Annotated in this window: 20 protein-coding genes, 2 tRNA genes and 2 pseudogenes; 16 read left to right on the top strand and 8 right to left on the bottom strand. The window is 42.8% G+C overall.

All coding sequences use genetic code 11. From position 1 onward, the window contains the following. Positions 1-89: 89 nt before the first annotated feature. Positions 90-1,172, top strand: a complete 1,083-nt coding sequence (locus tag CXF69_RS02360; RefSeq protein ID WP_101206383.1) for a serine hydrolase — start codon at positions 90-92, stop codon at positions 1,170-1,172. Between the two features lie 87 nt (positions 1,173-1,259). Continuing rightward, positions 1,260-1,931, top strand: a complete 672-nt coding sequence (locus tag CXF69_RS02355; RefSeq protein ID WP_180952601.1) for a thiamine phosphate synthase — start codon at positions 1,260-1,262, stop codon at positions 1,929-1,931. Positions 1,932-1,957: 26 nt separating this feature from the next. Here the strand turns inward: CXF69_RS02355 and CXF69_RS02350 are convergent, their stop codons facing one another. Next, a complete protein-coding gene (locus tag CXF69_RS02350) occupies positions 1,958-2,287 on the bottom strand; it encodes a TraR/DksA family transcriptional regulator (protein ID WP_101206384.1) in 330 nt (109 codons plus the stop codon). Between the two features lie 442 nt (positions 2,288-2,729). On the opposite strand from CXF69_RS02350, the gene CXF69_RS02345 reads away from it, so the two are divergent. The 5 genes from CXF69_RS02345 to ruvB all read left to right on the top strand — a co-directional run bounded on the left by CXF69_RS02345 (position 2,730) and on the right by ruvB (position 7,896). Then, entirely contained in the window at positions 2,730-3,944 is a 1,215-nt protein-coding gene (locus CXF69_RS02345; protein WP_101206385.1) for a phosphoglycerate kinase, read from the top strand. 257 nt (positions 3,945-4,201) lie between these two features. Continuing rightward, positions 4,202-4,588, top strand: a complete 387-nt coding sequence (locus CXF69_RS02340; protein WP_101206386.1) for a hypothetical protein — start codon at positions 4,202-4,204, stop codon at positions 4,586-4,588. Between the two features lie 412 nt (positions 4,589-5,000). Further along, positions 5,001-6,038: a class II fructose-bisphosphate aldolase gene (gene fba, locus CXF69_RS02335; protein WP_057760953.1), complete on the top strand. Its 1,038-nt coding sequence runs from the start codon at positions 5,001-5,003 to the stop codon at positions 6,036-6,038. Between the two features lie 78 nt (positions 6,039-6,116). Next, positions 6,117-6,737: a Holliday junction branch migration protein RuvA gene (ruvA, locus tag CXF69_RS02330; protein ID WP_101206387.1), complete on the top strand. Its 621-nt coding sequence runs from the start codon at positions 6,117-6,119 to the stop codon at positions 6,735-6,737. A 175-nt stretch (positions 6,738-6,912) separates the two neighbouring features. After that, positions 6,913-7,896: a Holliday junction branch migration DNA helicase RuvB gene (ruvB, locus tag CXF69_RS02325; RefSeq protein WP_057760949.1), complete on the top strand. Its 984-nt coding sequence runs from the start codon at positions 6,913-6,915 to the stop codon at positions 7,894-7,896. A 118-nt stretch (positions 7,897-8,014) separates the two neighbouring features. Here ruvB and CXF69_RS02320 read toward each other — a convergent pair whose 3' ends face one another. The 4 genes from CXF69_RS02320 to CXF69_RS02305 all read right to left on the bottom strand — a co-directional run bounded on the left by CXF69_RS02320 (position 8,015) and on the right by CXF69_RS02305 (position 12,506). Further along, positions 8,015-9,676 carry an ABC1 kinase family protein gene (locus CXF69_RS02320; protein ID WP_101206388.1) on the bottom strand — a complete coding sequence of 554 codons (1,662 nt, stop codon included), beginning with the start codon at positions 9,674-9,676 and terminating at the stop codon, positions 8,015-8,017. Between the two features lie 102 nt (positions 9,677-9,778). Continuing rightward, positions 9,779-10,483, bottom strand: coding sequence for a ubiquinone biosynthesis accessory factor UbiJ (locus CXF69_RS02315; RefSeq protein WP_101206389.1), 705 nt, complete (start codon positions 10,481-10,483; stop codon positions 9,779-9,781). Positions 10,484-10,601: 118 nt separating this feature from the next. Continuing rightward, positions 10,602-11,705, bottom strand: a complete 1,104-nt coding sequence (gene ubiE / locus CXF69_RS02310) for a bifunctional demethylmenaquinone methyltransferase/2-methoxy-6-polyprenyl-1,4-benzoquinol methylase UbiE (RefSeq protein WP_394123795.1) — start codon at positions 11,703-11,705, stop codon at positions 10,602-10,604. A gap of 87 nt (positions 11,706-11,792) precedes the next feature. After that, positions 11,793-12,506 (bottom strand): FFLEELY motif protein, encoded by a 714-nt coding sequence (locus CXF69_RS02305; RefSeq protein WP_101206390.1) that lies wholly within the window; start codon positions 12,504-12,506, stop codon positions 11,793-11,795. A gap of 320 nt (positions 12,507-12,826) precedes the next feature. On the opposite strand from CXF69_RS02305, the gene CXF69_RS02300 reads away from it, so the two are divergent. Beyond that, positions 12,827-14,536, top strand: coding sequence for an ATPase (locus CXF69_RS02300; RefSeq protein ID WP_101206391.1), 1,710 nt, complete (start codon positions 12,827-12,829; stop codon positions 14,534-14,536). Positions 14,537-15,103: 567 nt separating this feature from the next. Further along, positions 15,104-16,711: an inorganic phosphate transporter gene (locus CXF69_RS02290; protein WP_101206393.1), complete on the top strand. Its 1,608-nt coding sequence runs from the start codon at positions 15,104-15,106 to the stop codon at positions 16,709-16,711. 288 nt (positions 16,712-16,999) lie between these two features. Here CXF69_RS02290 and CXF69_RS02285 read toward each other — a convergent pair. Together CXF69_RS02285 and CXF69_RS14615 are read right to left on the bottom strand one after the other, a co-directional pair. Continuing rightward, positions 17,000-18,364 (bottom strand): annotated as a pseudogene (locus CXF69_RS02285) (aminotransferase class I/II-fold pyridoxal phosphate-dependent enzyme); the annotation flags it as partial. Positions 18,365-18,417: 53 nt separating this feature from the next. After that, positions 18,418-18,652: pseudogene (locus CXF69_RS14615) on the bottom strand (helix-turn-helix domain-containing protein); the annotation flags it as partial. Positions 18,653-19,096: 444 nt separating this feature from the next. Here CXF69_RS14615 and msrB point away from each other — a divergent pair. From msrB to CXF69_RS02265, 4 genes are all read left to right on the top strand, one after another. After that, positions 19,097-19,522, top strand: coding sequence for a peptide-methionine (R)-S-oxide reductase MsrB (gene msrB, locus CXF69_RS02280; RefSeq protein ID WP_057760931.1), 426 nt, complete (start codon positions 19,097-19,099; stop codon positions 19,520-19,522). 137 nt (positions 19,523-19,659) lie between these two features. Beyond that, positions 19,660-20,145 carry a glutathione peroxidase gene (locus CXF69_RS02275; RefSeq protein ID WP_101206395.1) on the top strand — a complete coding sequence of 162 codons (486 nt, stop codon included), beginning with the start codon at positions 19,660-19,662 and terminating at the stop codon, positions 20,143-20,145. Between the two features lie 224 nt (positions 20,146-20,369). Further along, a tRNA-Val gene (locus CXF69_RS02270) sits at positions 20,370-20,445 on the top strand. 37 nt (positions 20,446-20,482) lie between these two features. Next, positions 20,483-20,559, top strand: a tRNA-Asp gene (locus CXF69_RS02265). 374 nt (positions 20,560-20,933) lie between these two features. On the opposite strand, the gene CXF69_RS02260 is transcribed toward CXF69_RS02265, so the two are convergent. Next, positions 20,934-22,265 (bottom strand): MBL fold metallo-hydrolase, encoded by a 1,332-nt coding sequence (locus CXF69_RS02260; protein ID WP_101206396.1) that lies wholly within the window; start codon positions 22,263-22,265, stop codon positions 20,934-20,936. A 354-nt stretch (positions 22,266-22,619) separates the two neighbouring features. Here CXF69_RS02260 and CXF69_RS02255 point away from each other — a divergent pair, with 354 nt between their 5' ends. From CXF69_RS02255 to arsH, 3 genes are read left to right on the top strand one after another with little or no spacing between them, the layout of a single operon-like run. Then, positions 22,620-22,982 carry an ArsR/SmtB family transcription factor gene (locus tag CXF69_RS02255; protein WP_101206397.1) on the top strand — a complete coding sequence of 121 codons (363 nt, stop codon included), beginning with the start codon at positions 22,620-22,622 and terminating at the stop codon, positions 22,980-22,982. Between the two features lie 44 nt (positions 22,983-23,026). Then, positions 23,027-23,434 carry an arsenate reductase (glutaredoxin) gene (gene arsC / locus CXF69_RS02250; RefSeq protein WP_101206398.1) on the top strand — a complete coding sequence of 136 codons (408 nt, stop codon included), beginning with the start codon at positions 23,027-23,029 and terminating at the stop codon, positions 23,432-23,434. Further along, a complete protein-coding gene (gene arsH, locus CXF69_RS02245) occupies positions 23,421-24,194 on the top strand; it encodes an arsenical resistance protein ArsH (RefSeq protein WP_101206399.1) in 774 nt (257 codons plus the stop codon). The genes arsC and arsH overlap by 14 nt, the downstream gene beginning before the upstream one ends. The last annotated feature ends 29 nt before the right edge of the window (positions 24,195-24,223 follow it).

The following is a 24,223-nucleotide window of genomic DNA, read 5'->3' as shown; positions in this document are numbered from 1 at the left end:
GAGTACTTACAAACACATCTATAAACGCTACGTACGTTTTTGGCGTCAGACAATATGTAACTGGCGTAATAGCGACAGCAGGAGGCATAATGAAGCAACTACCATTAACCAAACAGCAATTGATCGCTGCTATGATTTCATTGAGTTTGGGCAGTGTTGCACAAGCCGCACTTACAATTAATGGTAGCACTGACACTGCCTCTAGTGCACGCCTGAGTTGGGGCGGCGCTGATAGTTTGTCTGAAGCCCGCAATATTATGTACAAGTCTAATGGCTCTGCTATTAAGAAAGTCGATAATGGCTACGGCACTACCAATATTACGAATACTAATAGTTTTGCTAGTAGTAATAACACCAATAGTGCTCGCTATAACACAACTTATCGTGGGGCATTCGGTAGCAGCGATATGATTCCGATTAGTACGGATTCACGTAGTGTTGCGGTGATCGATGCTGAAACTGGCGAATCTATCTACGAAAAAGATGCTGATATCGCGCGTCCTATGGCTAGTATCACCAAGGTTATGACGGCTATGGTCGTATTGGATGCAGGCCTTGATATGCGTGAAGAGATCACGCTTGATCCAGAGGATTTTGTTGGTCCAAAGCGTGCAAGCTCGCGTTTGAAATCAGGTGATCGTTTAAACCGTGCTGAGATGCTATTGATGGCGTTGATGAAGTCTGAAAATCCAGCGGCGAAGAGTTTAGCGCGTAATTACCCAGGTGGCTATGATGCCTTTATGCGTGCAATGAATCGTAAAGCGCAAGATTTGGGCATGAATACGGCATTTTTTGGTGATCCAACTGGACTTGATAAGCGTAACGTAGCTTCGTCAAAAGATTTGGTCAAGATGGTACGTGCTGCTGGCAACTATGATGTGATTCGTCGTTTTTCTACCACCAAGAGCTATGACTTCTTTGTTTCAAACTACTCAAGTGGTAATCGCACTTATAAAGCCAACAACACTAGTAGCTTGGTTCGTGCAGGTGATTACCCAATCGGTATCTCAAAAACAGGTTTTATTAACGAAGCTGGGCGCTGTGTTGTGATGGAAACGCGAGTCAATAATCGCCCTGCAATTATTGTCATCCTAGGGGCAAACAGCTCAGCAACACGTTGGGGCGATGCTAAAAACATTCTAAACAGTTTGGCGACACGTCGTACCGTATAGACGCGCTGTTTTAAATATGTAAAAAAGGCTGTTATATCATATAACAGCCTTTTTATTGTGTTGAGTTTAAGATTAAGGATCTGCCCTATGAACCAGTCATCAACCTCATCTGCGATACCCAAGCTATATTTGCTGACCAATGATGATGAATTTGAATTGTTGTATCAAAAGTTAGATGCCGCCTTATCAACAGGGCTAATCGTATTGTTGCAGATTCGGCGCAAGCAAACACTTAGTCTACCAGATGGTCATATAACGCTTTATGAAGAAGCCAAACAGATTGTTAAGCTGGCCAAAGCACATGACGTTCCAGTCGTTATGAATGATGATATTGCAATAGCAGCCAAGCTTGGTATTGGTGTACACCTTGGGCAAGGAGATGGCAAAATTGGTGATGCTTTGCAGTCTCTTGAATCGACTCAAATAATTGGTCGAACTTGCCATGGGAATATTGAATTAGTCAAAGAGGCAAAGGATAATGGTGCAAGCTACGCTGCGATGGGTGCCATATTTACCTCTACCACAAAACCGAATGCTGATATTATCTCACGTCAGAAGTTGATTGAAGGCTGTCAACAAGACATACCTATATGTGTGATAGGCGGATTAACTGCAGAAAATATTTCAGAGCTGGCAGGCATACCAATTGCGCTTGTGGCGGTAGTAGGCGATATTATGGATTTGCCTGTAGAAAAAATCGCCGAGCGTTGCTATCAATGGCAGCAGGCACTTTCTAAATGGAAAACACCTGCTGTATAAAATGTGTTCTAGATGAAATTTATTAGCTATTCAGCATGTTCCATACACAAAGTAGCGTAGGGCAGCGCTTCTAAACGTTGCTCTTCAATCGGTTCACCGCAAACCTCGCACTCGCCATAAGTACCATTTTCGATACGACTTAAGGCATTTTCGACATAGATTAGGCTCTGACGCGCTTCGGCCATTAAATTTTTACGCATATCATTTTGACGATAGGATATAGCCTGATCTTCCCAGTGCTCATTGAGATCATCTTGTGGGTTTTGGATATGATCTTCGATTTTGTCAATGCGAGACTCGTACTCATCTTTTAGTTTCAATAGATTTTGCTTTGCAGTGTCTAAGTCGATACTCATTGTGTTCTCCTAAAAAGTTATTGTTATTGTCAACGCTTCTATCATAAAGAGCCTGACTGCTGAGTACCACCACGAAATGTTACTGTTTATTGAATGAGTTCAAAGCTAGCAGTTACAGCCGTTTCCTATCAATGCTGGAGTAAAATTACTCACTCAATATTTTCATGTTTTTAAAAATCGTGAAAGTTTGCTTGTGAGCATCTCATAGAAAACTGATAGAATACACCGCCACTGATTTCTACTCACTTATCTGTTCCAGTAACTTGGTGTGATAGTTAGTATAAAGACTCAGTGATGAAGACATATAAAGATAGCAAGTGTGCAGTCTAATAAGGCTCATTGTTAGAGCAGATATAGTAAATGATAGTTAAAAAATTATCAGTCATATCAATCATGATAGTAATCGTAAATTAATAGATATATTGATGCATAGGAGCAGGTAATGAATTTTTTGCGTATGAGCGAGCTGAACTTAACCGATAAAGTGGTATTGATCCGAGAAGATTTAAATGTCCCTATTAAAGACGGTAAAGTCACAAGTGATGCTCGCTTACAAGCAAGTCTACCTACTATTGAGATGGCGCTAGAGAAGGGTGCCGCTGTTATTGTTTGTTCACATCTGGGACGCCCAACAGAAGGCAATCCTGAATCTATTTATTCATTGGCACCAGTTGCTGATTATTTGACAGACAAATTGGGCTCGCAATTAGCGTCACCAGTGCGCCTCAATAATGACTACCTGACTCAAGGCGCTGCTGTAAAATCTGGCGAAGTCGTACTACTAGAGAATGTGCGTTTTAACGATGGTGAAAAGAAAAACGATGCGACGTTAGCAAAAAAATACGCGGATTTATGTGATGTCTTTGTCATGGATGCATTTGGTACCGCACACCGTGCGCAAGCATCAACAGAAGGCTTGACGCAAGCAATGCGTCAAGCAGACAAAACCGTTTGTGCAGGGCCTTTGTTGGCAGCGGAGCTTGATGCCTTGAGCCTGGCGCTTGAAACACCAGCTCAGCCTATGCTTGCCATCGTTGGCGGCTCAAAAGTATCTACCAAGTTAGAAGTGCTACATAGCTTGGCTGAAGTCTGTACACAGATTATCGTTGGTGGCGGTATTGCCAATACTTTCTTAGCGGCGCAGGGACATAGTGTGGGCGCGTCGCTATACGAAGCAGATTTGCTCGATACTGCACGTGACATTATGACCAAGACTGAAATTTTGCTGCCTGAGTACGTCGTCGTCGCTGATAAAAATGACATCGATTTCGCTGACTTTACTGGCTCATTGCAAAAAGCTACCGCAACGATCAAATCAGTTGATGCGATCGGTGACAATGACATGATATTGGACATCGCACCAGAAAGCGCAAAACAGCTTGCCGATGCCATTATTAATGCAAAAACCATTTTGTGGAATGGTCCAGTGGGTGTATTTGAGGTCGATGCTTTCGGGCAAGGTACACAAATACTGGCAACTGCGGTCAAAGACAGTGATGGTTTCTCTATCGCGGGCGGCGGTGATACATTAGCAGCTATCGATAAATATCAAGTTGCTGAAGGCGTGAGTTATATGTCAACAGGTGGCGGTGCGTTTTTAGAGTTTGTTGAAGGTAAAGTACTTCCAGCAGTTGCTGCACTGCAAATAGATGCCTAACTAATTAACGATACTCTGTAGCTTAGTAACATTAGACGTACAACTAACTTTAAATAACTAAGGTAGTCTGTAAAAATAATATTTTGGCTGTTGATTTGCTTGTTTTTATTGACATAAGTAAGTGCAATAGTCATCGATTATTATTAAGCAGTAATTATTTATTTATATACTGAAAATTACTATTGCATGTCTGATTCGCACTCTATAAAATAGCGCGACCATGTATTTTGACATGCATTATTTACGAGAGGTTTATTATGTTAAAACGTCATTTATTACTTGCTAGCGTACTTGCTGGTACCTTTGCAATCACTGCATGTAGCCAACAAACAGAAGAAAACACAGAAGCTGCTGTTGAATCTGCTGGCGATGATGCCGCTGCAAACGCTGATGCTGCTGCCGCTGAAACAGACGCTGCTGCTGATGAAGCTGAAGCTGCTGCTCAAGACGCTGGTACTGAAGTTGCCGAAGGCGCTGACACTGCTGGTGCAGCTGCGACAGACGCTCTAGAAAACACTGGCGATGCTATTGCTGAAAGCACTAACACAGCGGTTGAAAATACTGCTGAAGCTGTTGCTGATGGCGCTAACGCTGTTGCTGATGGCGCAAATGATGTTGCAGTTGATGCAGAGCAACAGTACTAAGCTACGCGATAACTAAGCACTATAATGACTGATTTGCTAGGATGCTATCGATTGGTAGATACTCATTGGTAAATAATTTCTAAAAAGAGTCATTGCTTTATAAGCCTCAAAATACTAGAAAAGCCTTGGTGATTGCCAAGGCTTTTTGCGTTGTATGTCGTTGTGGCAGTTTATAAAGTGACAGTTTATAAAATTAAACTGATATCAAGAGACGGTATAGACTGACAAATAGTCGGTCAACCGCTACGAAGACAGAACAATTTTTGCTATAATCACCGCGTGGTAATCATATCCAATATTATTCAGACTTTTACTAGCCTATATACGGTCAGTATGGTCGAATATACAGTGAAATGATTGCTATCAAGCTGTTTTTTAAAATACTATTCAAAATCTAATCAGAGAGCGTCTTATGGCCCTAATATCCTTACGTCAACTTCTAGATCATGCCGCTGAACACAGCTATGGTGTTCCTGCCTTTAACGTCAATAACTTAGAGCAAATGCGTGCAATCATGATGGCTGCGGATGCTTGTGATTCACCTGTCATTGTCCAAGCCAGCGCAGGCGCACGTAACTATGCAGGGTCAGCATTTTTGCGTCATTTGATTATCGCTGCTATCGAAGAATGGCCACATATTCCAGTAGTGATGCATCAGGATCACGGTATGTCGCCAGCTATCTGCCAACGCTCAATCCAATTAGGTTTTTCATCAGTGATGATGGATGGCTCACTTGGTGAAGATGGCAAAACGCCAATGGATTATGATTACAATGCTAGCGTCACGCGCGAAGTTGTTAAGATGGCACATGCTTGCGGCGTCTCTGTAGAAGGCGAAATCGGTTGCCTAGGTAGTCTTGAAACTGGTATGGCTGGCGAAGAAGATGGTTCTGGCGCTGAAGGCGTATTGGATCATGAGCAGCTTTTGACCAGTGCTGATGAAGCTGAGCAGTTTGTAAAAGATACCAATGTCGATGCGTTAGCGATTGCTATCGGTACTAGCCATGGTGCCTATAAGTTCACACGTCCACCGACAGGCGATATCTTGTCTATTGAGCGCGTAAAAGAGATTCATGCCCGTATTCCTAATACTCATCTTGTTATGCATGGTTCTTCATCAGTGCCACAAGAATGGCTAAAAGTTATTAATGAAAATGGCGGTGATATCGGCGAAACTTATGGTGTGCCAGTTGAGCAAATCGTTGAAGCAATAAAACATGGCGTACGTAAAGTAAACATCGATACGGATTTACGTCTGGCATCAACTGGTGCTATCCGTGAATTCCTTGCGAAAAATCCAAGTGAATTTGATCCACGCAAATACTTTAAAGCGTCTATGGTAGCGATGTCAGATATCTGTACCAATCGTTTTGAAGCGTTTGGTTCTGCAGGTCAAGCACATAAAATTCGTCCAACCAGTCTTGAAGGTATGGTGAACTTCTACCAATAAGACTGTGTTGTAGAACGTAGTTGTTAATCATGAAGTAGCAGCTGATTTTATAATATTATACATAAGAGGTCGTAAATAATGATTGGATTGATTACCGGACAGGTGCAGTACTTGATGGCACCGACGGCTTGTATCATGACGACCTCTGGTGTGGGTTATGATATCGAACTGCCATTGCCTTCGTTTTGTCAGTTACAGCTGAATGAACAAGCTAGCATCTGGACACATTTCCATGTTCGCGAAGATGCCCAGTTGCTCTACGGTTTTATCGATCGAAAAGAACGTGATGTCTTTCGCCAGTTAATTAAAATTAACGGGGTTGGTGCAAAAATGGCCTTGGCTATGCTGTCTGCAATGTCAGCAGCTGAGCTAAAGATGCACGTCGAGCAAGAGTCGGAGACGGCATTAACTCGTATCCCAGGCATTGGTAAAAAGACGGCGCAACGTTTATTGATTGAGCTAAAAGACAAGCTAAAGAATATCGACGTTGATAGTGGTGCGTTTGAATTGATACCACAGGAAACTACGATTTCTCACGAAGGTAGTATTATCGCTGAAGTGGAAGGCGCATTGATTAGCTTGGGCTACAAAGAAAAAGAAGCTCAGCTAGCGATCAAAGCTGCTAAGAGTAAAGGAGATACTTTTGCTGATACTCAAGGCTTGTTAAAAGCTACTTTGCAGCAGTTATCTGGCTTTTAATTCATATTAACTAGCCGTTTATCGATAACAACCACATAGTGTATCAAATTAATAAGCGACATTAAATGTCGCTTATTTTCGTTTTAGTGCTCGCTTAATGAGGTTTTGCATGACTTATGCGCAGCGTTTAGTTATGCTATTTGTTAACTAATTTTTTAATATAATGATAAATTCTATGACGCAAGATCGTTTAATTAATCCGCTAGAAGGTGCAAGTGACGCTCCTGATGCCAATATCCGACCAGCATTATTGGCTGAGTATATTGGTCAGCCGGTGGTACGTGAGCAGATGGAAGTGTTCATCGGTGCTGCTCGTGGCCGTGACGAAGCGCTAGATCACACACTTATATTTGGTCCACCGGGTCTTGGCAAGACGACCCTCGCCAATATTATCGCTCGTGAAATGGGTGGCAATTTGCGTTCTACTTCAGGGCCTGTGCTTGAGCGCCCAGGAGATTTGGCAGCCATGCTGACCAATCTAGAAGCAGGTGACGTGCTGTTTATTGATGAAATTCACCGTCTGAGCTCGGTGATTGAAGAGATACTTTATCCAGCAATGGAAGATTTCCAATTGGACATTATGATTGGTGAAGGGCCTGCTGCGCGTTCTATCAAGCTTGATTTGCCACCGTTTACCTTGGTAGCAGCAACGACGAGAGCAGGACTGTTAACCTCACCACTACGTGACCGTTTTGGGATTGTACAGCGCCTTGAGTTTTACAATATTGCTGATCTAACGACGATTGTCAGTCGCGCAGCACGTCTAATGCGTGTACCAATGAGTGAAGACGGGGCTGTAGAGATTGCGCGCCGTGCACGTGGTACACCAAGGATTGCTAACCGCCTATTACGCCGTGTGCGTGACTATGCTGAGGTAAGAGGCGACGGTAGTATTAACGGCGCGATTGCAGGTAGTGCGCTAGATATGCTGGCAGTGGATAGACGCGGTCTTGATCATCTAGACAGACGTTATATCGAAATATTGCACGAGCGCTTTGACGGTGGTCCTGCGGGTGTTGAAGCAGTGGCAGCAGCGATGGCTGAAGACCGTGGTACGCTTGAAGATGTGATTGAGCCGTATCTGATTCAACAAGGTTATGTGCTGCGAACTGCTCGTGGCCGCGTACTGACACAGATGGCAATAGATCAGATGTTATAGTAATCAGTATTCAATAAAAAAATGCGTCTACTTTTAATGAGAAGTAGGCGCATTTTTTTGTTTAAATCTGAAATTATGAAAATTTTCTGAACTGATTGAGTAAAAATAAATCTGATTTCTAAGCTAAAATTCGCCAAACAACTACCAGAACAGCCAGTATATAAAATATAGGTGATAGCCAGCCGATAACTTGCGTAGCGATAGCAATAAAAATAGCAAACCCTGCGAGTGCCAACCAATCGCGGCGACGGTCGTTTAGCATGTCAGCGCGAATCTGTTGTATCTCGCGTAGTTGACTGTCCTGACGAGAGCCCTGTGAGGCAAGGCTTTGTAGCCCTTGATCTAATAGTTTAGGAATATCAGTGGTAGACAGGAGTATTTCAGGCAGTTGTTGACGCAGTTGCTGTAGATTACGCATAGGATCTAACTGCTCTTTAATCCAACTGCTTAGAATTGGTTTGGCAAGTGACCAAATGTCTAGATCAGGATATAAATCACGACCGAGTCCTTCCACATGGACCAAGGTTTTTAGCAGAAGCATCAGCTGCGGCGGGATACTCATATGATGTCTACGCGCAATGTCCAAAATCTGCATCAGTACGCCAGCAAAGTCGATATCATCGATTGATTTTTGTAGCATAGGGCCGACGGTACGTTTCATATCACGCATCAGGGCATGCTTATCAGCATTTGGCGGTATCCAACCTGCACGACTCACAATATCAACCACAGCGGTAAAGTTATTGTTCATTACAGCAAGTAACATCCGCGCCACGATGAGCTGATCGTCTTTTGATAAAGTGCCCATGATGGCGCAATCAAGCCCGATATAACGTGGCTCATGACCTAAATCAACTGCTTCCATACCTGCATGTAGAGTTTGCACAGGTGGCGTCTCTACGAACACATTGCCTGGATGCATATCAGCATGAAAGAAGTTATCACGGAAGACTTGGGTGAAAAATATGGTTAGGCCTTTTTCTGCAAGCGCTGCACGGTCATAACCTAACTGATCAAACATCTCAACTTGTGAGATAGGGACGCCTTGGATACGCTCCATGACCATCACGTTTTTGGCAGCGTCATAAACTTCAGGCACATACATCAATGCTGAACCCAAGAAGTTATTACGCATCTGAGTAGTATTGTCAGCCTCAAGCGTTAAATCTAACTCGTTGAGCATGACTTGCCGATAGTCTTCGACAATATCAATGATATGGACGGCACGTGCTGCTTCAATACGTGCAGATGCCCAACTTGCCAATTCTCGCAGTAGCTCAAAGTCAGAAACAATCACAGTGCGAATATCGGGGCGAACCACTTTTACCACGACTTCACGCCCATCATGTAAGGCAGCCGTATGTACTTGGGCGATAGAGGCGGCCGCTAACGGTTTGATATCGAATCGAGCAAACAAGGTTTCAATAGACTGGCCAAGACCATGTTTAGAATGCTGAATTTGGGCGACAGCGATATCAGCGTCAAAAGGCTTAACTTTGTCCTGCAACTGAATCAACTGAGCGATAATCTCAGGCGGTACCAAGTCGCGACGCGTTGAGAGTAACTGGCCAAGTTTCAAAAACAGCGTACCCATATCTTCAAGCGCATACTTAATCGCATTTGGTTGGTGCTTTTTACCCCATGCTGCTGGATGCATGCGAATTAATCGCGCCAAAGGTTGCAGTTGCGGTGCTTCTTCGATAGAAAAATGGGTATCAAGGCGATACATTGCGGCGATACGCCAAAGCTCAAGTAGACGAGCGCGGTGCGATAATAGCATGAGGTTAGGTACTCTAAACAAAGACGAAAATGGGGTAGGCGTTGTGCTTAATCATAAATAGTGCCATCGGTAATAGCGTTCATTTATGATTGAGACAATCGGCTATTGATGAAACGAGTTGTTAAGAAACTGAGCTTGCTCTTCTTTGATAGCAGCAAGTTTGGCTTCTTCTCGTTCGACGTCAGCACGTAATTTTAACAATAGCTGCTTAAGATCATTTGCTTCAGCCACCTCGATAGGGTCAGGTGTGCTATTGCCAGCTACTTCATTGGCCCAATCACTGACGTCATCAAAAGCACGTTTGGCACTATGACGCCAGCTACCTTTGAGCTGAGAGATAAGAAGGTGTAACTGGCTAGCCATTGGTTTACCAATAAAAGGCTCAAGCTGTCCAGCCACGTCAGGGTCAAATCCTGCAACCAGTTGTTTGAGCTGCATTAGCACTTTGTAATCGCCAGCGATTGGCAGGTTACCTTCCGCACCGCGCATTAGATTGAGTAGTTGAGCGGCATTGTCTACGGTGATGGTACAGTCCGGACGACTGTGACCAAAACGTGCGCGCTCCATGCCGGCTCTTTGGCGCTCATTCATCTGGCCACTTGGCTCAAATACGCTCTCTGTCGTGACCGGCTCAAAGCGCAAACGCTCATGAGTGAACAAGATATCTAAATGAATCTCCGGCATTCCCATATTAAGACGTAACACCTTACCTGCAAGGGGCGCTAAACCTGCTTTGGTAATCTCATCACTAGCAATGGCAATGTTAATTAGCTTTTCGGCACCAGCTAATAGAAGGACAGTCAGCATAAGGCTCTCGCATCGTTAAGTGAGCGCCTTCGCATTAGCTGCATCAGCGCATAGTGTGTTCGTGTTAGGTTCAATAAGGTCTGTTAAACGTAATAGTCTTGCAAATCGTACTCTATCGTTACGCTTTAAAGCCGCGATGGACAGCCACGATACCAGCAGTCAAGTTATGATAATCGCAGTTTTCAAACCCAGCTTGTTGCATCATCTGCTTGAGTGTCTGCTGATCAGGATGCATACGAATTGACTCAGCTAAGTACTGATAACTTTCAGCATCATTAGCAATCAGCTTACCCATCACTGGCAGTGCGGTAAATGAATACAAATCATAGGCTTTAGATAGTGGCTCAAATACTGGTTTGGAGAATTCTAAAATCAATAGACGACCGCCTGGCTTTAGGACGCGATACATAGATTTTAGCGCGGCATCTTTATCTGTGACGTTACGCAAACCAAAGCTAATGGTCACTAAATCGAAGCTTTCATCATCAAATGGTGCTAATGTCTCAGCGTTTGCCAAGACAAAATCAACATTATTACAACCAGCATTAATCAGGCGCTCACGGCCTACTTCTAGCATCGCAGCATTGATATCAGATAGTACTACGTGGCCATTTCGACCAACTTCACGGCTAAATACTTTGGCTAAATCACCTGTACCACCAGCGATATCAAGGACATGCTGACCAGCACGTACGCCTGATAGACTAATCGCATAGCGTTTCCACAGACGATGAATACCGAATGACATCAAGTCATTCATGATGTCGTATTTTTTGGCAACAGAAGTGAATACGTCAGCCACACGTGCTTGTTTTTCTGCTTTATTGACTGTCTTATAACCAAAATGCGTCTGCTCGTTGCCGTCTGTTTCAGGCGTGTGCGGATTATTGATATCATCACGCTGATTGAATAGCGTTTGTTTTATGGTTTGCTCTGAAGGGTTTGTGCGAGTCGTTTGATCGTTGTTTGGCATAGTGGTTTGTTGGCCTTGTGGCGTTCCAGTTGGTAGGTCTTGAACTTTAGTAAAGTCGCTATTGTCATCACTAGCAACGCTATTATTCTTGCTCGGCACGACATTGGTTGTTTGGTTGCGTAATATCTGCGCGCTAATCTGTTGATTATGAGCAATACTGTCTTTTACCAGTTTGTCTTGCAAATGACCATTAGTTGTTGTGGCTTGATTAGAAGGGGCGCTGCTATCTTTTGAATTATCAGTCATCATGTTGTCCTAGAATTTATTTTTATGATTGTCTTTATCGGAGGAAATCGTTAAATAGTAAGCGTCAATTGGCTATTCAACATATTGACCTTATGATACACCAAACGCTACTGGCTTACTGCCATTATCCGTATCATGAACCTGATCAATAATGGACAGCTCACGCTTGCAGAACGGCTCAATAAAATCGCTGACGCTGCTCAGAGGTTTCATGGCCTTAAATCCTGTATCAATAAAATCATAAAGCGGCTGGTAGCCATGACGATAGGCTGTACTTTTTGCTAGTGCAAAGGCTTTTTTGAGCATAAACGAATTTAAATGTTTGTCTGTGCGATAACAGACGTCTTTTAAATTGGCAATCTGAACTCGGCGCTCGTTTTCTTCATCGATAGTTCGATAGGCGGTTAGCATGTTCTCTTCGTTCACTGGCAAATCTTGAGCGAGTAACCACTGGGCTAAATGCAGATCTAGCTCAATGGCAAAAATTGCTGCTTGGATACCCATGCTACCAGCCTCTAGAGCTGACTCTTTGGCAAGACGTTCTAGCTTTTTCGCTTTTGGCAGGATACGTGCCAATTGCTCTGCTAATAACTTGAACTCTTCGCCACCATACAGTTGGGTGAGGAAGTAATCGGCCATTAGTTGGTTTTTAGGTTGTTCAAATAGCTCGCGATGCGTCTGCTGGAGACGTGCTTGTTGCCATGATTGTACTTCTTTGAGCTTAGCATTTAATTCATCATTTTGGTGATGAGGCATCGCCCAAAAACGTGTCAAATGCTGTTGTAAATCAGCTAAAGCGGTCATGGCAGTGAATCCTGTAGAAGTAAATAGGGTAATCAAATTTAAGTATTGTTGTTTTAAATATGGTGGTTCAGGGTTATAAGGTTTTCAACAACTGTTCTATCCTATACTCAAAATTGTGTTCACCTTAAAAGAAAATAATTAAGAATACAAATACCAATCTGTTACACAGCAATATTATTTACTCGATTGGCGCAGTGCTATGATTAAATGAGATAAAAATGATTGATGAGATAGAAATATTAAGAGTTATCTTATCGAGAGCTATCCCATAAGTCATTCATTAGTAAAGCCGCCCAATAACAATAATAGCGAGTGTAATCATGTCTAAAAAAAATGATACTACTGAACCAAAAGCACCACAAGCGGTAAGTACACAATTTAGTGAGCAAGTTGTGGAGCAGCGTCTAAAGCCCAATCCTTTGAGTCAGTTTTCACTGGACGAGGATTCGCTTAGACTGGCATTGGTAACAGCTCAGTATGCTTTAAAAGCCACTCGCCAGCAAACGCCGCTGACCCTCAATAAGCCAACAGGTCTGTTAGTGCTAGTGAACGGAATGGAGCAGGCAGGTAAAGGTACCGCCGTTAAGCAATTACGGCAATGGGTAGATCCAAGGCTGCTTAAAGTTGAGGCAACTATTGGTCATTCGCCATTGAGTTATCAACCCATTTGGCAAGCGCATACTAGCGCCATGCCACGCCATGGTGATGTCATGGTGTATTTCGGCAACTGGTATGCTGATTTATTATATAACGTCATGCGACTAGCGACATCAGATAGTGAGAACCTTGAAGCATTATCAAATGATAAAGGTCAAAAAGGTAAAAATTCGCTTCCTATCGCTCAGTGGCAAGACTATCTACAGCAGCAGTTAAATACACTAAAAGCATTTGAAAACGATCTCATTGCCAATCAAACCAAGTTATTAAAATGTTGGTTTCATGTCGATATTGAAACGTTGCACAGTCGCTTAAAGGATGATGAAGCAGATCCGCAGTTTTTGTATCAAATTGACTGGAATAATAAACAAGTCATTGAGAAGTTTAATGAGGTGGCTGCGACCTTGCTGCGTCAACAGGATGACTGGGTCATCATTGATGGTGATGATAAGTTAGAGGCCGCTGATAACTTTTGTCATTTGGTGCTACATGCTATGCAAACAGCGCTGGTGAGTAGTCAGACAGATAGCAATGACAATGACAATAATAACGACAATGACAAGGAAACGTCAGAAAACCATTCTCAGTCCGAAAAACTGGAACTTAACTCAGATACTAAACAAAAACAGTTTGAACCTGTACCAATACCTAAGCAGCTGACGTCTATTAAAGATAAAAAAATCAGTAAGTCCGTCTATCGTGAGGCATTGGCAGAGAAGCAGGCAAGACTCGCTGAGTTGCTACGTGCACGCCAAGGTCGGCATGTTGTATTTGCTTTTGAAGGAATGGACGCTGCTGGCAAGGGCGGTGCAATCAAAAGATTGGTCGCACCGCTAGATCCTCGCGAGTATCAAATTTATAATATTGGCGCACCGATGTTATATGAGACCCAGCATCCTTACTTGTGGCGATTCTGGACGCGATTGCCTGACGAACAAACCAATCGTATTAGCCGTATCGCTATTTTCGATCGTACTTGGTATGGGCGTGTGCTGGTTGAGCGCATCGAAGGATTTGCATCTCCTAATGAATGGCAACGAGCATATGATGAAATCAATCGTTTCGAGGCAGATTTGGCAGCAGCAGGAACGTTGGTTATCAAATATTGGTTAGCGATTGATAAAAAAGAGCAGCTTAAACGGTTTGAAGATCGTCAAGAAACACCGCATAAGCAATTTAAACTGACAGATGATGACTGGCGTAACCGTGATAAATGGTCAGACTACGTGCAATCTGCAGCAGATATGCTGGCACGTACAGATACAACGACGGCGCCATGGTGTGTTGTTGCGACCAACGAAAAGCGTCAGGCGCGTTTAGATGTGTTAGATCATGCTATAGAGCAGTTGTCTGCATTTTCTGAAAGCAAATAGTTCTCAAAAATGAATGAGTTTTAAGGGCTCTTATAGGTTTATATAGCTGTATTTTTCAAGTATTTCCTAAGTAGGATGGCTCGAAACATATTCGAGCCATCCTGTCTTTTACAGAGTGTGGTCTTGTCCGTATACACCCGCAGTTACAAATCTCGCAATATCATCATGCATTATGTGCTCATATTTAATATAATAGAGCGCAAAACAGCTCCTGCTAAATAATAATTTTAATTTAGCAAACAACGTGTTTTGGTTATTTAGTATAGATAACTTAATAATTACGACAAAAATTGTTACAATAGCTGTTAGTAGTACCACAAATATCGCTAAGAAATATATAAGCCGCAAGATGCTGTAATCAGACGATTTGGCAATATCACTTGCGGCTTTGTGACATGTTGAAGGATGTGCTTTCCCTTTCGCTCTAGTCGGTTCAAGGCCTTCTAATCGCATGTTATATATTTTCCATTGCTACTTCATTAGATGCCGTAACAAGTACTGTGAGTAGCAGTGCAATATTATCAACCTCATATAATTTTAATCAGCTTACGCAGGACGTACTAACGTATGGGTATTAGCAGCAGTTCTACAGAGTCAGTCAAGCCAGTTGGCTCTATGAGAATCAATCTATTTTTTGCCATTTTACTGATTGCGATGACTTCCTACTTTTTGTGGTGGGGTTTAGATTACACCATGCGTCAACAAACGACGCTATTCATTGTGGCGACCGCTTTTGGTGTCTTTATGGCATTCAATATCGGTGGTAACGATGTCGCCAACTCATTTGGTACTTCGGTGGGTGCAGGGACGTTGACTATCCCGCAAGCATTGGGTATTGCCGCGATATTTGAAGTATCGGGGGCAGTTCTTGCAGGCGGGGAGGTGACTGATACGATTCGAAGCGGCATCGTCGATCTAGATGGTCTATCAGTGACGCCCAATCAGTTCATTTATGTCATGCTCTCCGCATTGGTTGCAGCAGCATTTTGGCTGTTATTTGCGACCAAAAAAGGTCTGCCTGTTTCGACCACGCACTCCATTATTGGTGGTGTGATTGGTAGCTCCATTGTGTTAGGTATCACGTTAGGTGGTACGGACATGGCGCTATCAACGGTAGACTGGGGAACGGTTGGAACCATCGCTATTTCTTGGGTGTTGTCGCCGCTACTAGGTGGCGTGTTGTCTTATCTTTTATATGGACAAATCAAGAAAAACATCATTGAATATAACGATAAAACCGAAGCCTATATTGCGACGCTAAAAGGCAATAAAAAAGTCTTAAAGCAAAATCATAAAGAGTTTTTGGATGGTTTGACAGAGTCTGAGCAATTGGCTTATACGTCAGCGATGTTACGTGATCAGGAAATCTATAAAGATGACGATTGTATTGTTGAAGACCTAGAAACTGATTACTATAAAAAGCTTTATGATATTGAGAATGAGCGCAGTAGCCTTGATACTCTAAAAGCACTTAAGCAATGGGTACCTATCATTGCTGCCGCAGGTGGTGCGGTGATGACTTCTCTAGTCGTCTTTAAAGGTCTTAAAAATGTTAATAGCGGCCTGACCACACTACAGGGCTTCTTGATTATGGGTATGATAGCGGCGCTAGTATGGTTAGCGACCTATATCTATACCAAGAGTATCCGCGGTAAGCACAAAGAAGATTTGACCAAAGCGACGTTCATTATGTTTAGCTGGATGCAGGTCTTTACCGCGTCAGCTTTTGCCTTTAGTCATGGTTCAAACGATATCGCCAATGCCGTTGGTCCTTTTGCCGCCATTATGGATGTGATTCGTACTAATAGTATCGCTACTGAAGCTGCTGTTCCACCTGCTGTCATGCTGACCTTTGGTGTGGCACTAATCGTTGGTCTTTGGTTCATTGGTAAAGAAGTGATTCAAACCGTTGGTACCAATCTAGCGAAAATGCATCCAGCTTCAGGTTTCTCAGCTGAGTTGGCTGCAGCAGCTGTTGTAATGGGCGCATCGACAATGGGTCTGCCTGTATCTAGTACTCACACGCTAGTAGGTGCGGTACTGGGTATCGGTATCGTCAACAGAGATACTAACTGGAAGCTTATGAAGCCGATTGGCTTAGCTTGGATTGTGACGCTACCTGCAGCGGCTACTATGTCTGCTATTAGTTATCTCGTATTGAGCAATATTTTTTAATGCGCTGTTTTTATCAGTGAATTATCATAATTGAGTTTTAATAACTAGGGCGTGTCTTCATTTCAAAAATGGTGGTAAAAATGAGATAAATTGCCGTCAAACAAGAAAAATAGCGCAGATAATATCGGGATATTAACCAGCTATTTGACGATGTTTGGCAAGATTTAGCCATTTTTAGCCCATTTAGATGACTATCGGGTGAATTGAAGACACGCCCTAGGTTCAACGCAATAAAAAACGCTTATCAGCATCATGCCGATAAGCGTTTTTTTAATGATGTATAATGATTTACTCGGTACCAAACTGCTTACGTTTTTTGGCAAAAAATCTGTCCAATCTATCCATCGCATTTTCTAGGTCAAGCAAGTTAGGCAAGAACACCAGACGGAAATGGTCGGGTCTATCCCAGTTAAACCCAGTACCTTGAACCATCAATACATTTTCTTCAACGAGCAAGTCCATCATAAAATCCATATCATCGGTGATAGGATAGACCTCTGGATCCATTTTTGGGAAACAGTAAAACGCGCCTTGAGGCATGGTACAAGAAATACCTTTGATAGCATTAAGACGTGAGACTGCCATTTCACGTTGCTTATATAGGCGACCCTTTTCAGAAGTCAGGTCTTGCATGCTCTGATGCCCACCCATCGCTGTTTGAATGGCATACTGTCCCTGCACGTTAGAACAAAGGCGCATGGATGCTAGCATATCTAAGCCTTCAATAAAGTCAGCTGCGTGCTGTTTGCGGCCTGATACCATCATCCAACCTGAGCGAAAACCTGCAATACGATGCGACTTCGACAAGCCATTGTAAGAGAGTACTAGCACGTCGTCAGTTAAGGTGCCCATCGGCGTATGTACATTATCGTCATAGAGAATACGGTCGTAAATTTCATCAGCCATGATGATTAAATCATGCTCTTTAGCAACTTCGATGATTTGCTTTAATAGCTCATCACTATAAAGTGAACCTGTTGGGTTATTCGGGTTAATAACTACGATACCTTTCGTTTTGCTCGTAATTTTAGACTTAATATCTTCAATATCAGGGTGCCAGTTGTCTTCTTCATTGCAGCGATAGTGCACCGCAGTACCGCCAGCGAGATTAGCAGCAGCAGTCCAAAGCGGGTAGTCTGGCATTGGAATTAGGACTTCATCACCGTCATTCATCAACGCCTGCATGGTCATGACAATAAGCTCAGAAACCCCATTGCCCAAATATACGTCACGTACGTCAACGGCCGACAGCAATCCCTTTGATTGATAATATTGCAAAATGGCTTTGCGCGCTGAGAAAATCCCTTGCGAGTCTGAATAGCCAGTTGCCTCAGATAAGTTCATAGCGACATCACGCAAAATCTCATGCGGGGCTTCTAAACCAAAAGGTGCTGGATTGCCTACGTTTAGTTTTAATATGCGTTTGCCTTCTGCTTCCATCTTATTCGCAGTCTGCAATAGAGGACCACGAATGTCATAGCAAACGTTTTGTAATTTATCAGATTTTTTTATGGTGTTCATAGCATGACCGTTTTTCGGGTTGGTTGTCGAATTGGTTTTTGATTTTTTACTAGCGGAATAAGGTGTCGTCGATTGAGCATCAGTTATTTTAATGTCTGACTGGGTGTGAGAAATCGTATCTATCTTTTGATGTTCACTGCGCTCTACAGATGATGTCGACTCGTCTGCATCAATAGCTTCATTGTTGAGGTCGCCGCGCAACAGATATCCTTCACTACAGCCCAAAATACGCGCAAGTGTAGGCAGCTTAGATGAGACAATGCCATTGGTACCGCGCTCCCAGTTTGAGATAGCACCACGGCTCACTTTTGCACCAGCGGCTGTCATGGCTTGCGCTAGCTGCTCAGCAGTAAATCCTTTGTCACGGCGCAACTGTACCAGTCGTTCCGCTTGCGTACCTTTGCCATTGTCGTCAGACATTGTTATATGAGCCTTTGTTAATCAGTAATTATTCAGAGTAGAGATATATTAAACATTTTAGTTAAGCACTAATGCAAGATATTATTGCATTGATAGTTAATTTGCAAATGATTTTACAATCAGTTCTATCAGTGTTTGCAAGTATATCTTGCAATTAATACTTGGCTTATATTTGTATGGCTCTAAATCTCTTAAGTAGACTATAAAATGTATAGGTATCAAAATTACATCTTTACCCATCATTATCTAAAATTAATTTGGTATATTTAACTCAGTCAATCTCTTCAATCATGCTGTCTATCTCCCAATATAAAGAGTGCTTTTCTTATATATGCCTTGAATAGTGTGCTGATAACCAACAGATAGAGCACGTCGTTCTCATAATCATATGGCGATAAAATAGTTACCGAGATTAGATAATAAATACTCGAATAAGGATAAATTATGCAAGACAATCAACTAAGCAAAGAAGAGATCAGCCAGTTGACTGAAGCTGACTGGAAAGAGCGTTTAACCGCTGATGAGTATCATATTATGCGTGAGAAGGGCACTGAACGCCCATTTACAGGTGTATATAATGATGCGACTGATGATGGCGTTTACCGTTGTAAAGGCTGCGGTGCAAGCTTATTTGACTCAAGCAATAAATTTGATGCGAGCTGTGGCTGGCCAAGCTTTGATCAAGGTATCGATAACAGCGCGATTGAAGAGCACGTCGATAACTCGCTAGGCATGACTCGCACCGAAGTCACTTGCAGCAACTGCGGCGCACATTTGGGTCATGTATTCCCTGATGGCCCTACTGAGACAACAGGCATGCGCTATTGCATCAACTCAGTATCTATCGATTTAGATAAGTCTGAGAAGTAAGTAGGCTAAGTAGTATTAGAAACGTGAAAGGGAAGTGCACGGTGCTTCCTTTTCAATAGTTTTATTATGTGTATGATAGAAAAAGAAGTAGTGCATAAACACCCAAAACAATAAAAACCTCAATTTAAGGATAAATGATGAGCACAATTTATGATTTTACGGCTGAGCGCATGGATGGTAACTCGCAAGCATTTTCAGATTACCAAGATAAAGTATTATTAATCGTCAATACCGCAAGCAAATGTGGATTTACGCCGCAGTTCGAAGGCTTAGAGTCGTTATATCAACAGTATAAAGATCAAGGGCTGGTAGTTATCGGTTTTCCTTGTAATCAATTTGGTAGCCAAGATCCAGGCAGCAATGACGAGATTGGTGCATTCTGTCAAAAAAACTATGGTGTCAGTTTTCCAATGATGGCAAAGACTGATGTCAATGGCGCAAATGCTCATCCTATCTATGAATGGCTAAAAGAACAAAAGGGTGGCGTGCTAACAGATGGTATCAAGTGGAATTTCACCAAGTTCCTAGTCGATAGTAAAGGCCAAGTTGTTGACCGTTATGCACCAACGACCAAGCCAGAAGCCATTAAAAACGACATCGAGCAAGCACTGGCTAACAAATAAGCACTAAACCTAAAAAACATTGGGTTTGTATGAAAATATAAAGCCAATAAAAACAAATGCTTGCTAGATATTTTAATAAAGATAGAAAAAATATCTAAAAAAGTCGTAAATACTGTTTGACACCCAACAGTAAATCTATATAATACACACCCACAGCAGCAGAGCTTAGTGACAAACTTAAGAGCTCAGTTGATGTTGAATAAATTGCATAGCAATTGTTCGAAGGGTGATTAGCTCAGTTGGTAGAGCGTCTGCCTTACACGCAGAATGTCGGCGGTTCGAATCCGTCATCACCCACCACTTCTTAGCAAGTGGCTAAACAAGCTAAGAGACCTAAGCAGCGGTAGTTCAGTTGGTTAGAATACCGGCCTGTCACGCCGGGGGTCGCGGGTTCGAGTCCCGTCCGCTGCGCCATATTTAAAACGAATTTAAACCTTTGGGTTTAGGCAAGTTTCGCCTCAAACATTAGATTGTTTGAGGTTTTTTTGTGTCTGTTTTTTATGTATCTATATTTTATGAGTGATAAGTCAGGTAAGGAAGTACAGTAAGAGTTAGAATCTAGAACTATGATTTATATTTACTCAAGTCATATCACTTAAAAGTCAGCTAAAACGACGACCCTTCTTTTATGTCAGTCCTATATTGAATAAAAGAAGGGTCGTTGTACTTATTTTAAGTATAGCATGTCTTAGTTACAGTACATTAAAATGCCTCTGTTTAAAACTTGAGACGCGTTTAGCTCATTGTAGATTTTAGCTACGGGTAAAGACTTACTCATGCGTTGCTTGTCATGCGCCCATCGACCCTAGATAGATATCAATGTGCTCAAAACCTCGACTAGCGAGCCATCCTGCTGCTATTGTTGCCCGAGCACCACTGGCACACATCAATGTATAGTGGCGACTTTGGTCAAGCTCATGCCAACGCTCGTTCAGGTGTCCAACATAGATATGCTGTGAGCCTTCAATCGCACTAGTATTCCTCTCATCGATATCGCGTACATCGAGCAATGTCCAGTTCTGAGCATTATTAAGACGACTCTCTACCTCGGTTGTATCGATCATAGGGGTTTGCTGCACCTGCTCACCTTTGACAGCAGCAGGGACGACACCCACATAGCCACCTATAACATTATCAAAAGCAATACGTACCAGATGCTCCATCGCAGTCGCAAGTTGCTTTTCATCAGAGGCAATCAGTGCCAAGCTTTGTCCTTCTTCAATAAACCATCCAGCAAACGCAGGTAGCATGTTGACAGGTAAGCTCATAGAACCGGGTAGGTGTCCTGACGCATATGCCATAGGTTCACGAATATCGATGAGATGATCAGCATCGCAGTCATGCAGCTGTTTGAGTGAAAGGTTACGCGGACGCATAACCACTGGAGGTGCTTCACCACCTTCCATGTTGAGGCGCTCCATCAATCTGAAGTAGGGTGGCTGATAATGGTTTTCGCTAGTCTTGAAATCAATGAACGCCTCACGATTGGTAATCTGTAAACGTGGGTTGTTCATTCTTTCGTGACCGACGGTAGAAAACTCACGCTCCGCCATGCCTGAACCACAGACGGAGCCAGCACCATGAGCTGGATAAATAATCGCCTGATCACCAAGCGCTAAAATGTCTTGTAATGAGTCATAAAGTAGACCTGCAACTTCTCTACGACGATCAGGATAAAAGTCAGTACGACCGACATCACCTACAAAGAGCGCATCCCCAGTAAAAACGCCAACCGCCTTATCTGGGTACGCTGTGTCAAACAGCGCATAAGCAAGGTGATCATCGGTATGACCAGGCGTTTCTAAGACACGAATTTCTAATTGACCAACTGAAAAGCAGTCACCATTACGTACTGTCTCAGCATAGACAACAGGTTGTTCTGGATTAGGGCCATGTAAAACTGTCGCTCCTGTCATTGCAGCCAAGATAGGTGCGCCAGAAACCAAATCCTCATTACGATGTGTCTCAAAAATATGAGTAATCTCAAGTCCTGCTGCACGCGATTTTTCTACATATATCGCACAGTCACGACGTGGGTCAATTACCGCTGCTTGACCACCAGAGCTTACCAAGTAAGATAAGTGCGAAAGTCCAGGTGTCTTAATTTTCTCTAGTAGCATGGTCATTTCCTTATTGTTGTTTTAATCATAATAGTTATTTTAATCAGGTTTATTGGCAGTACAGAGCGAGAGCTACCAGCCAAATTTAGTTTTACTGTGCATAAACTTGTATTCAATCTAGCATGAACTTATAAGTGTCATCAATATACAATAACATATATTAAACTTGTTATTTACATAGGCCAAACGTAGAGGATTTTAGGTTTAAAAGGTTAAACAAGCATTATTTTCGCTATTTAGTTAATCGCTTTTACTTGTTGATATATATAGTTTAATTGCACAGATATATTTCTTTTAGAATAAAAATATCTGTAAAACATTGAATTATTTCCATATGTCTGTATTATTGGACATATGGAAATAACTAATGCTATTGCAAGCTTTGCTGCGCTCTCTCAAGATACTCGTTTAAAGGCTTTTAAGCTGCTCGTCAGCCACGAGCCTGAAGGCCTACCTGCGGGCGAAATAGCCCGTCAGCTCTCTGTTCCTCATAACACAATGTCAACCCACTTATCGGTGTTGGCACGAGCAGGGTGGGTGGTCTCACAGCGTCATAGCCGACAGATTATCTATCGTGCTTCGCTATCACATATGGATAACGTCATCCAGTTTCTGTTGCAAGATTGCTGTGCGGGACATCCAGAATTATGTGCGTCACTCATGGATAGTTTGAGTGGCTGCAGAGTAAATGAGTCTGCTGAGCAAGGTAATGATTAAACCAATTATCAATTCAATAAATACATAAAATAGGTGTAAAAACTATGAAGCCATTAATTTTTCATAATCCTAAATGCGGTACATCTCGCAACACACTTGCTATTATTAAAGCATCAGGTGAAGAGCCAGAAGTGGTGGAATATCTGAAAAATACACCAACCCGCGACCGTTTAGTGGAGCTGTTGGCACAAATGCAGATTTCGCCTAGAGAGCTATTAAGAAGCAAAGAAGCTATCAATGATGAGCTTGGTTTAGATAATCCTGAGTTGTCTGACGATCAAATTATCGATGCCATGATTGCGCATCCTATTTTAATCAACCGTCCTATCGTAGTGACTGATAAAGGCGCTGCTCTATGTCGTCCTTCAGAGCGCGTGTTTGAATTGCTAGCCAATCCAGTAAGTAGCTTTACAAAAGAAGACGGCGAGGTTATTACTCATGATAAACACTGAGGTTGACCAAGCATTGGAAGCCGAATCTACTGTTTCGCCAAAATTTAGCTTAGACGATTTGCCCAATATTGATATAGATAATCTTCAACCTATCGACATTGAGTCTTTGGTTGCACCGAATGACTCACGTCACCCGCCTAGAATACTAGTGCTATACGGCTCTGTCCGCGCGCGCTCGTTTTCTAGATTGGCCGCTGAAGAGTCGAGCAGGTTGCTACGTTGGTATGGTTGTGAAGTAAAAATGTTTGATCCATCCGGCTTGCCATTGCCTGACGATGTAGACGCAGACCATCCCAAAGTGCAAGAATTGCGGGAGCTGGCGCAGTGGTCAGAAGGCATGCTGTGGGTGAGTCCAGAGCGTCACGGTAGTATCACCAGTATTATGAAAGCGCAAATCGACTGGATACCGCTGTCACTAGGTGGCGTACGTCCAACTCAAGGTAAAACACTAGCACTGATGCAAGTCAGCGGCGGTAGTCAGAGCTTTAATACGGTTAATCAAATGCGTATTCTCGGGCGCTGGATGCGGATGATCACTATCCCCAACCAATCCTCGATCCCCAAAGCATTCTTAGAGTTCAACGACGACAATCGCATGGATATGTCTCCATTATATCTGCGCCTTGTTGATGTCTGTGAGGAGCTAGTGAAGTTTACTTGGCTCACACGCGGACGTTCAGATTATCTTACTGATCGTTATTCAGAACGCGTTGAGAGTGCTGAAGAACTATCGAGCCGCGTCAATCAAAAATCGATCTAACCCCCTAATCGATCTAATTCCCTATATTA

Source organism: Psychrobacter sp. Choline-02u-9, from assembly GCF_002836505.1.
Lineage (GTDB): Bacteria > Pseudomonadota > Gammaproteobacteria > Pseudomonadales > Moraxellaceae > Psychrobacter.
Note: the sequence above shows the minus strand (reverse complement) of the source record. Positions and strands in the feature narration are given on the sequence as shown.

What these genes read in the sequence shown, in the direction of transcription:
- CXF69_RS02360 (WP_101206383.1), top strand. Translation starts at nt 90, where the DNA reads ATGAAGCAACTACCATTAACCAAACAGCAATTGATCGCTGCTATGATT.
- CXF69_RS02355 (WP_180952601.1), top strand. Translation starts at nt 1,260, where the DNA reads ATGAACCAGTCATCAACCTCATCTGCGATACCCAAGCTATATTTGCTG.
- CXF69_RS02350 (WP_101206384.1), bottom strand. Translation starts at nt 2,287, where the DNA reads ATGAGTATCGACTTAGACACTGCAAAGCAAAATCTATTGAAACTAAAA.
- CXF69_RS02345 (WP_101206385.1), top strand. Translation starts at nt 2,730, where the DNA reads ATGAATTTTTTGCGTATGAGCGAGCTGAACTTAACCGATAAAGTGGTA.
- CXF69_RS02340 (WP_101206386.1), top strand. Translation starts at nt 4,202, where the DNA reads ATGTTAAAACGTCATTTATTACTTGCTAGCGTACTTGCTGGTACCTTT.
- fba (WP_057760953.1), top strand. Translation starts at nt 5,001, where the DNA reads ATGGCCCTAATATCCTTACGTCAACTTCTAGATCATGCCGCTGAACAC.
- ruvA (WP_101206387.1), top strand. Translation starts at nt 6,117, where the DNA reads ATGATTGGATTGATTACCGGACAGGTGCAGTACTTGATGGCACCGACG.
- ruvB (WP_057760949.1), top strand. Translation starts at nt 6,913, where the DNA reads ATGACGCAAGATCGTTTAATTAATCCGCTAGAAGGTGCAAGTGACGCT.
- CXF69_RS02320 (WP_101206388.1), bottom strand. Translation starts at nt 9,676, where the DNA reads ATGCTATTATCGCACCGCGCTCGTCTACTTGAGCTTTGGCGTATCGCC.
- CXF69_RS02315 (WP_101206389.1), bottom strand. Translation starts at nt 10,483, where the DNA reads ATGCTGACTGTCCTTCTATTAGCTGGTGCCGAAAAGCTAATTAACATT.
- ubiE (WP_394123795.1), bottom strand. Translation starts at nt 11,705, where the DNA reads ATGATGACTGATAATTCAAAAGATAGCAGCGCCCCTTCTAATCAAGCC.
- CXF69_RS02305 (WP_101206390.1), bottom strand. Translation starts at nt 12,506, where the DNA reads ATGACCGCTTTAGCTGATTTACAACAGCATTTGACACGTTTTTGGGCG.
- CXF69_RS02300 (WP_101206391.1), top strand. Translation starts at nt 12,827, where the DNA reads ATGTCTAAAAAAAATGATACTACTGAACCAAAAGCACCACAAGCGGTA.
- CXF69_RS02290 (WP_101206393.1), top strand. Translation starts at nt 15,104, where the DNA reads ATGGGTATTAGCAGCAGTTCTACAGAGTCAGTCAAGCCAGTTGGCTCT.
- msrB (WP_057760931.1), top strand. Translation starts at nt 19,097, where the DNA reads ATGCAAGACAATCAACTAAGCAAAGAAGAGATCAGCCAGTTGACTGAA.
- CXF69_RS02275 (WP_101206395.1), top strand. Translation starts at nt 19,660, where the DNA reads ATGAGCACAATTTATGATTTTACGGCTGAGCGCATGGATGGTAACTCG.
- CXF69_RS02260 (WP_101206396.1), bottom strand. Translation starts at nt 22,265, where the DNA reads ATGCTACTAGAGAAAATTAAGACACCTGGACTTTCGCACTTATCTTAC.
- CXF69_RS02255 (WP_101206397.1), top strand. Translation starts at nt 22,620, where the DNA reads ATGGAAATAACTAATGCTATTGCAAGCTTTGCTGCGCTCTCTCAAGAT.
- arsC (WP_101206398.1), top strand. Translation starts at nt 23,027, where the DNA reads ATGAAGCCATTAATTTTTCATAATCCTAAATGCGGTACATCTCGCAAC.
- arsH (WP_101206399.1), top strand. Translation starts at nt 23,421, where the DNA reads ATGATAAACACTGAGGTTGACCAAGCATTGGAAGCCGAATCTACTGTT.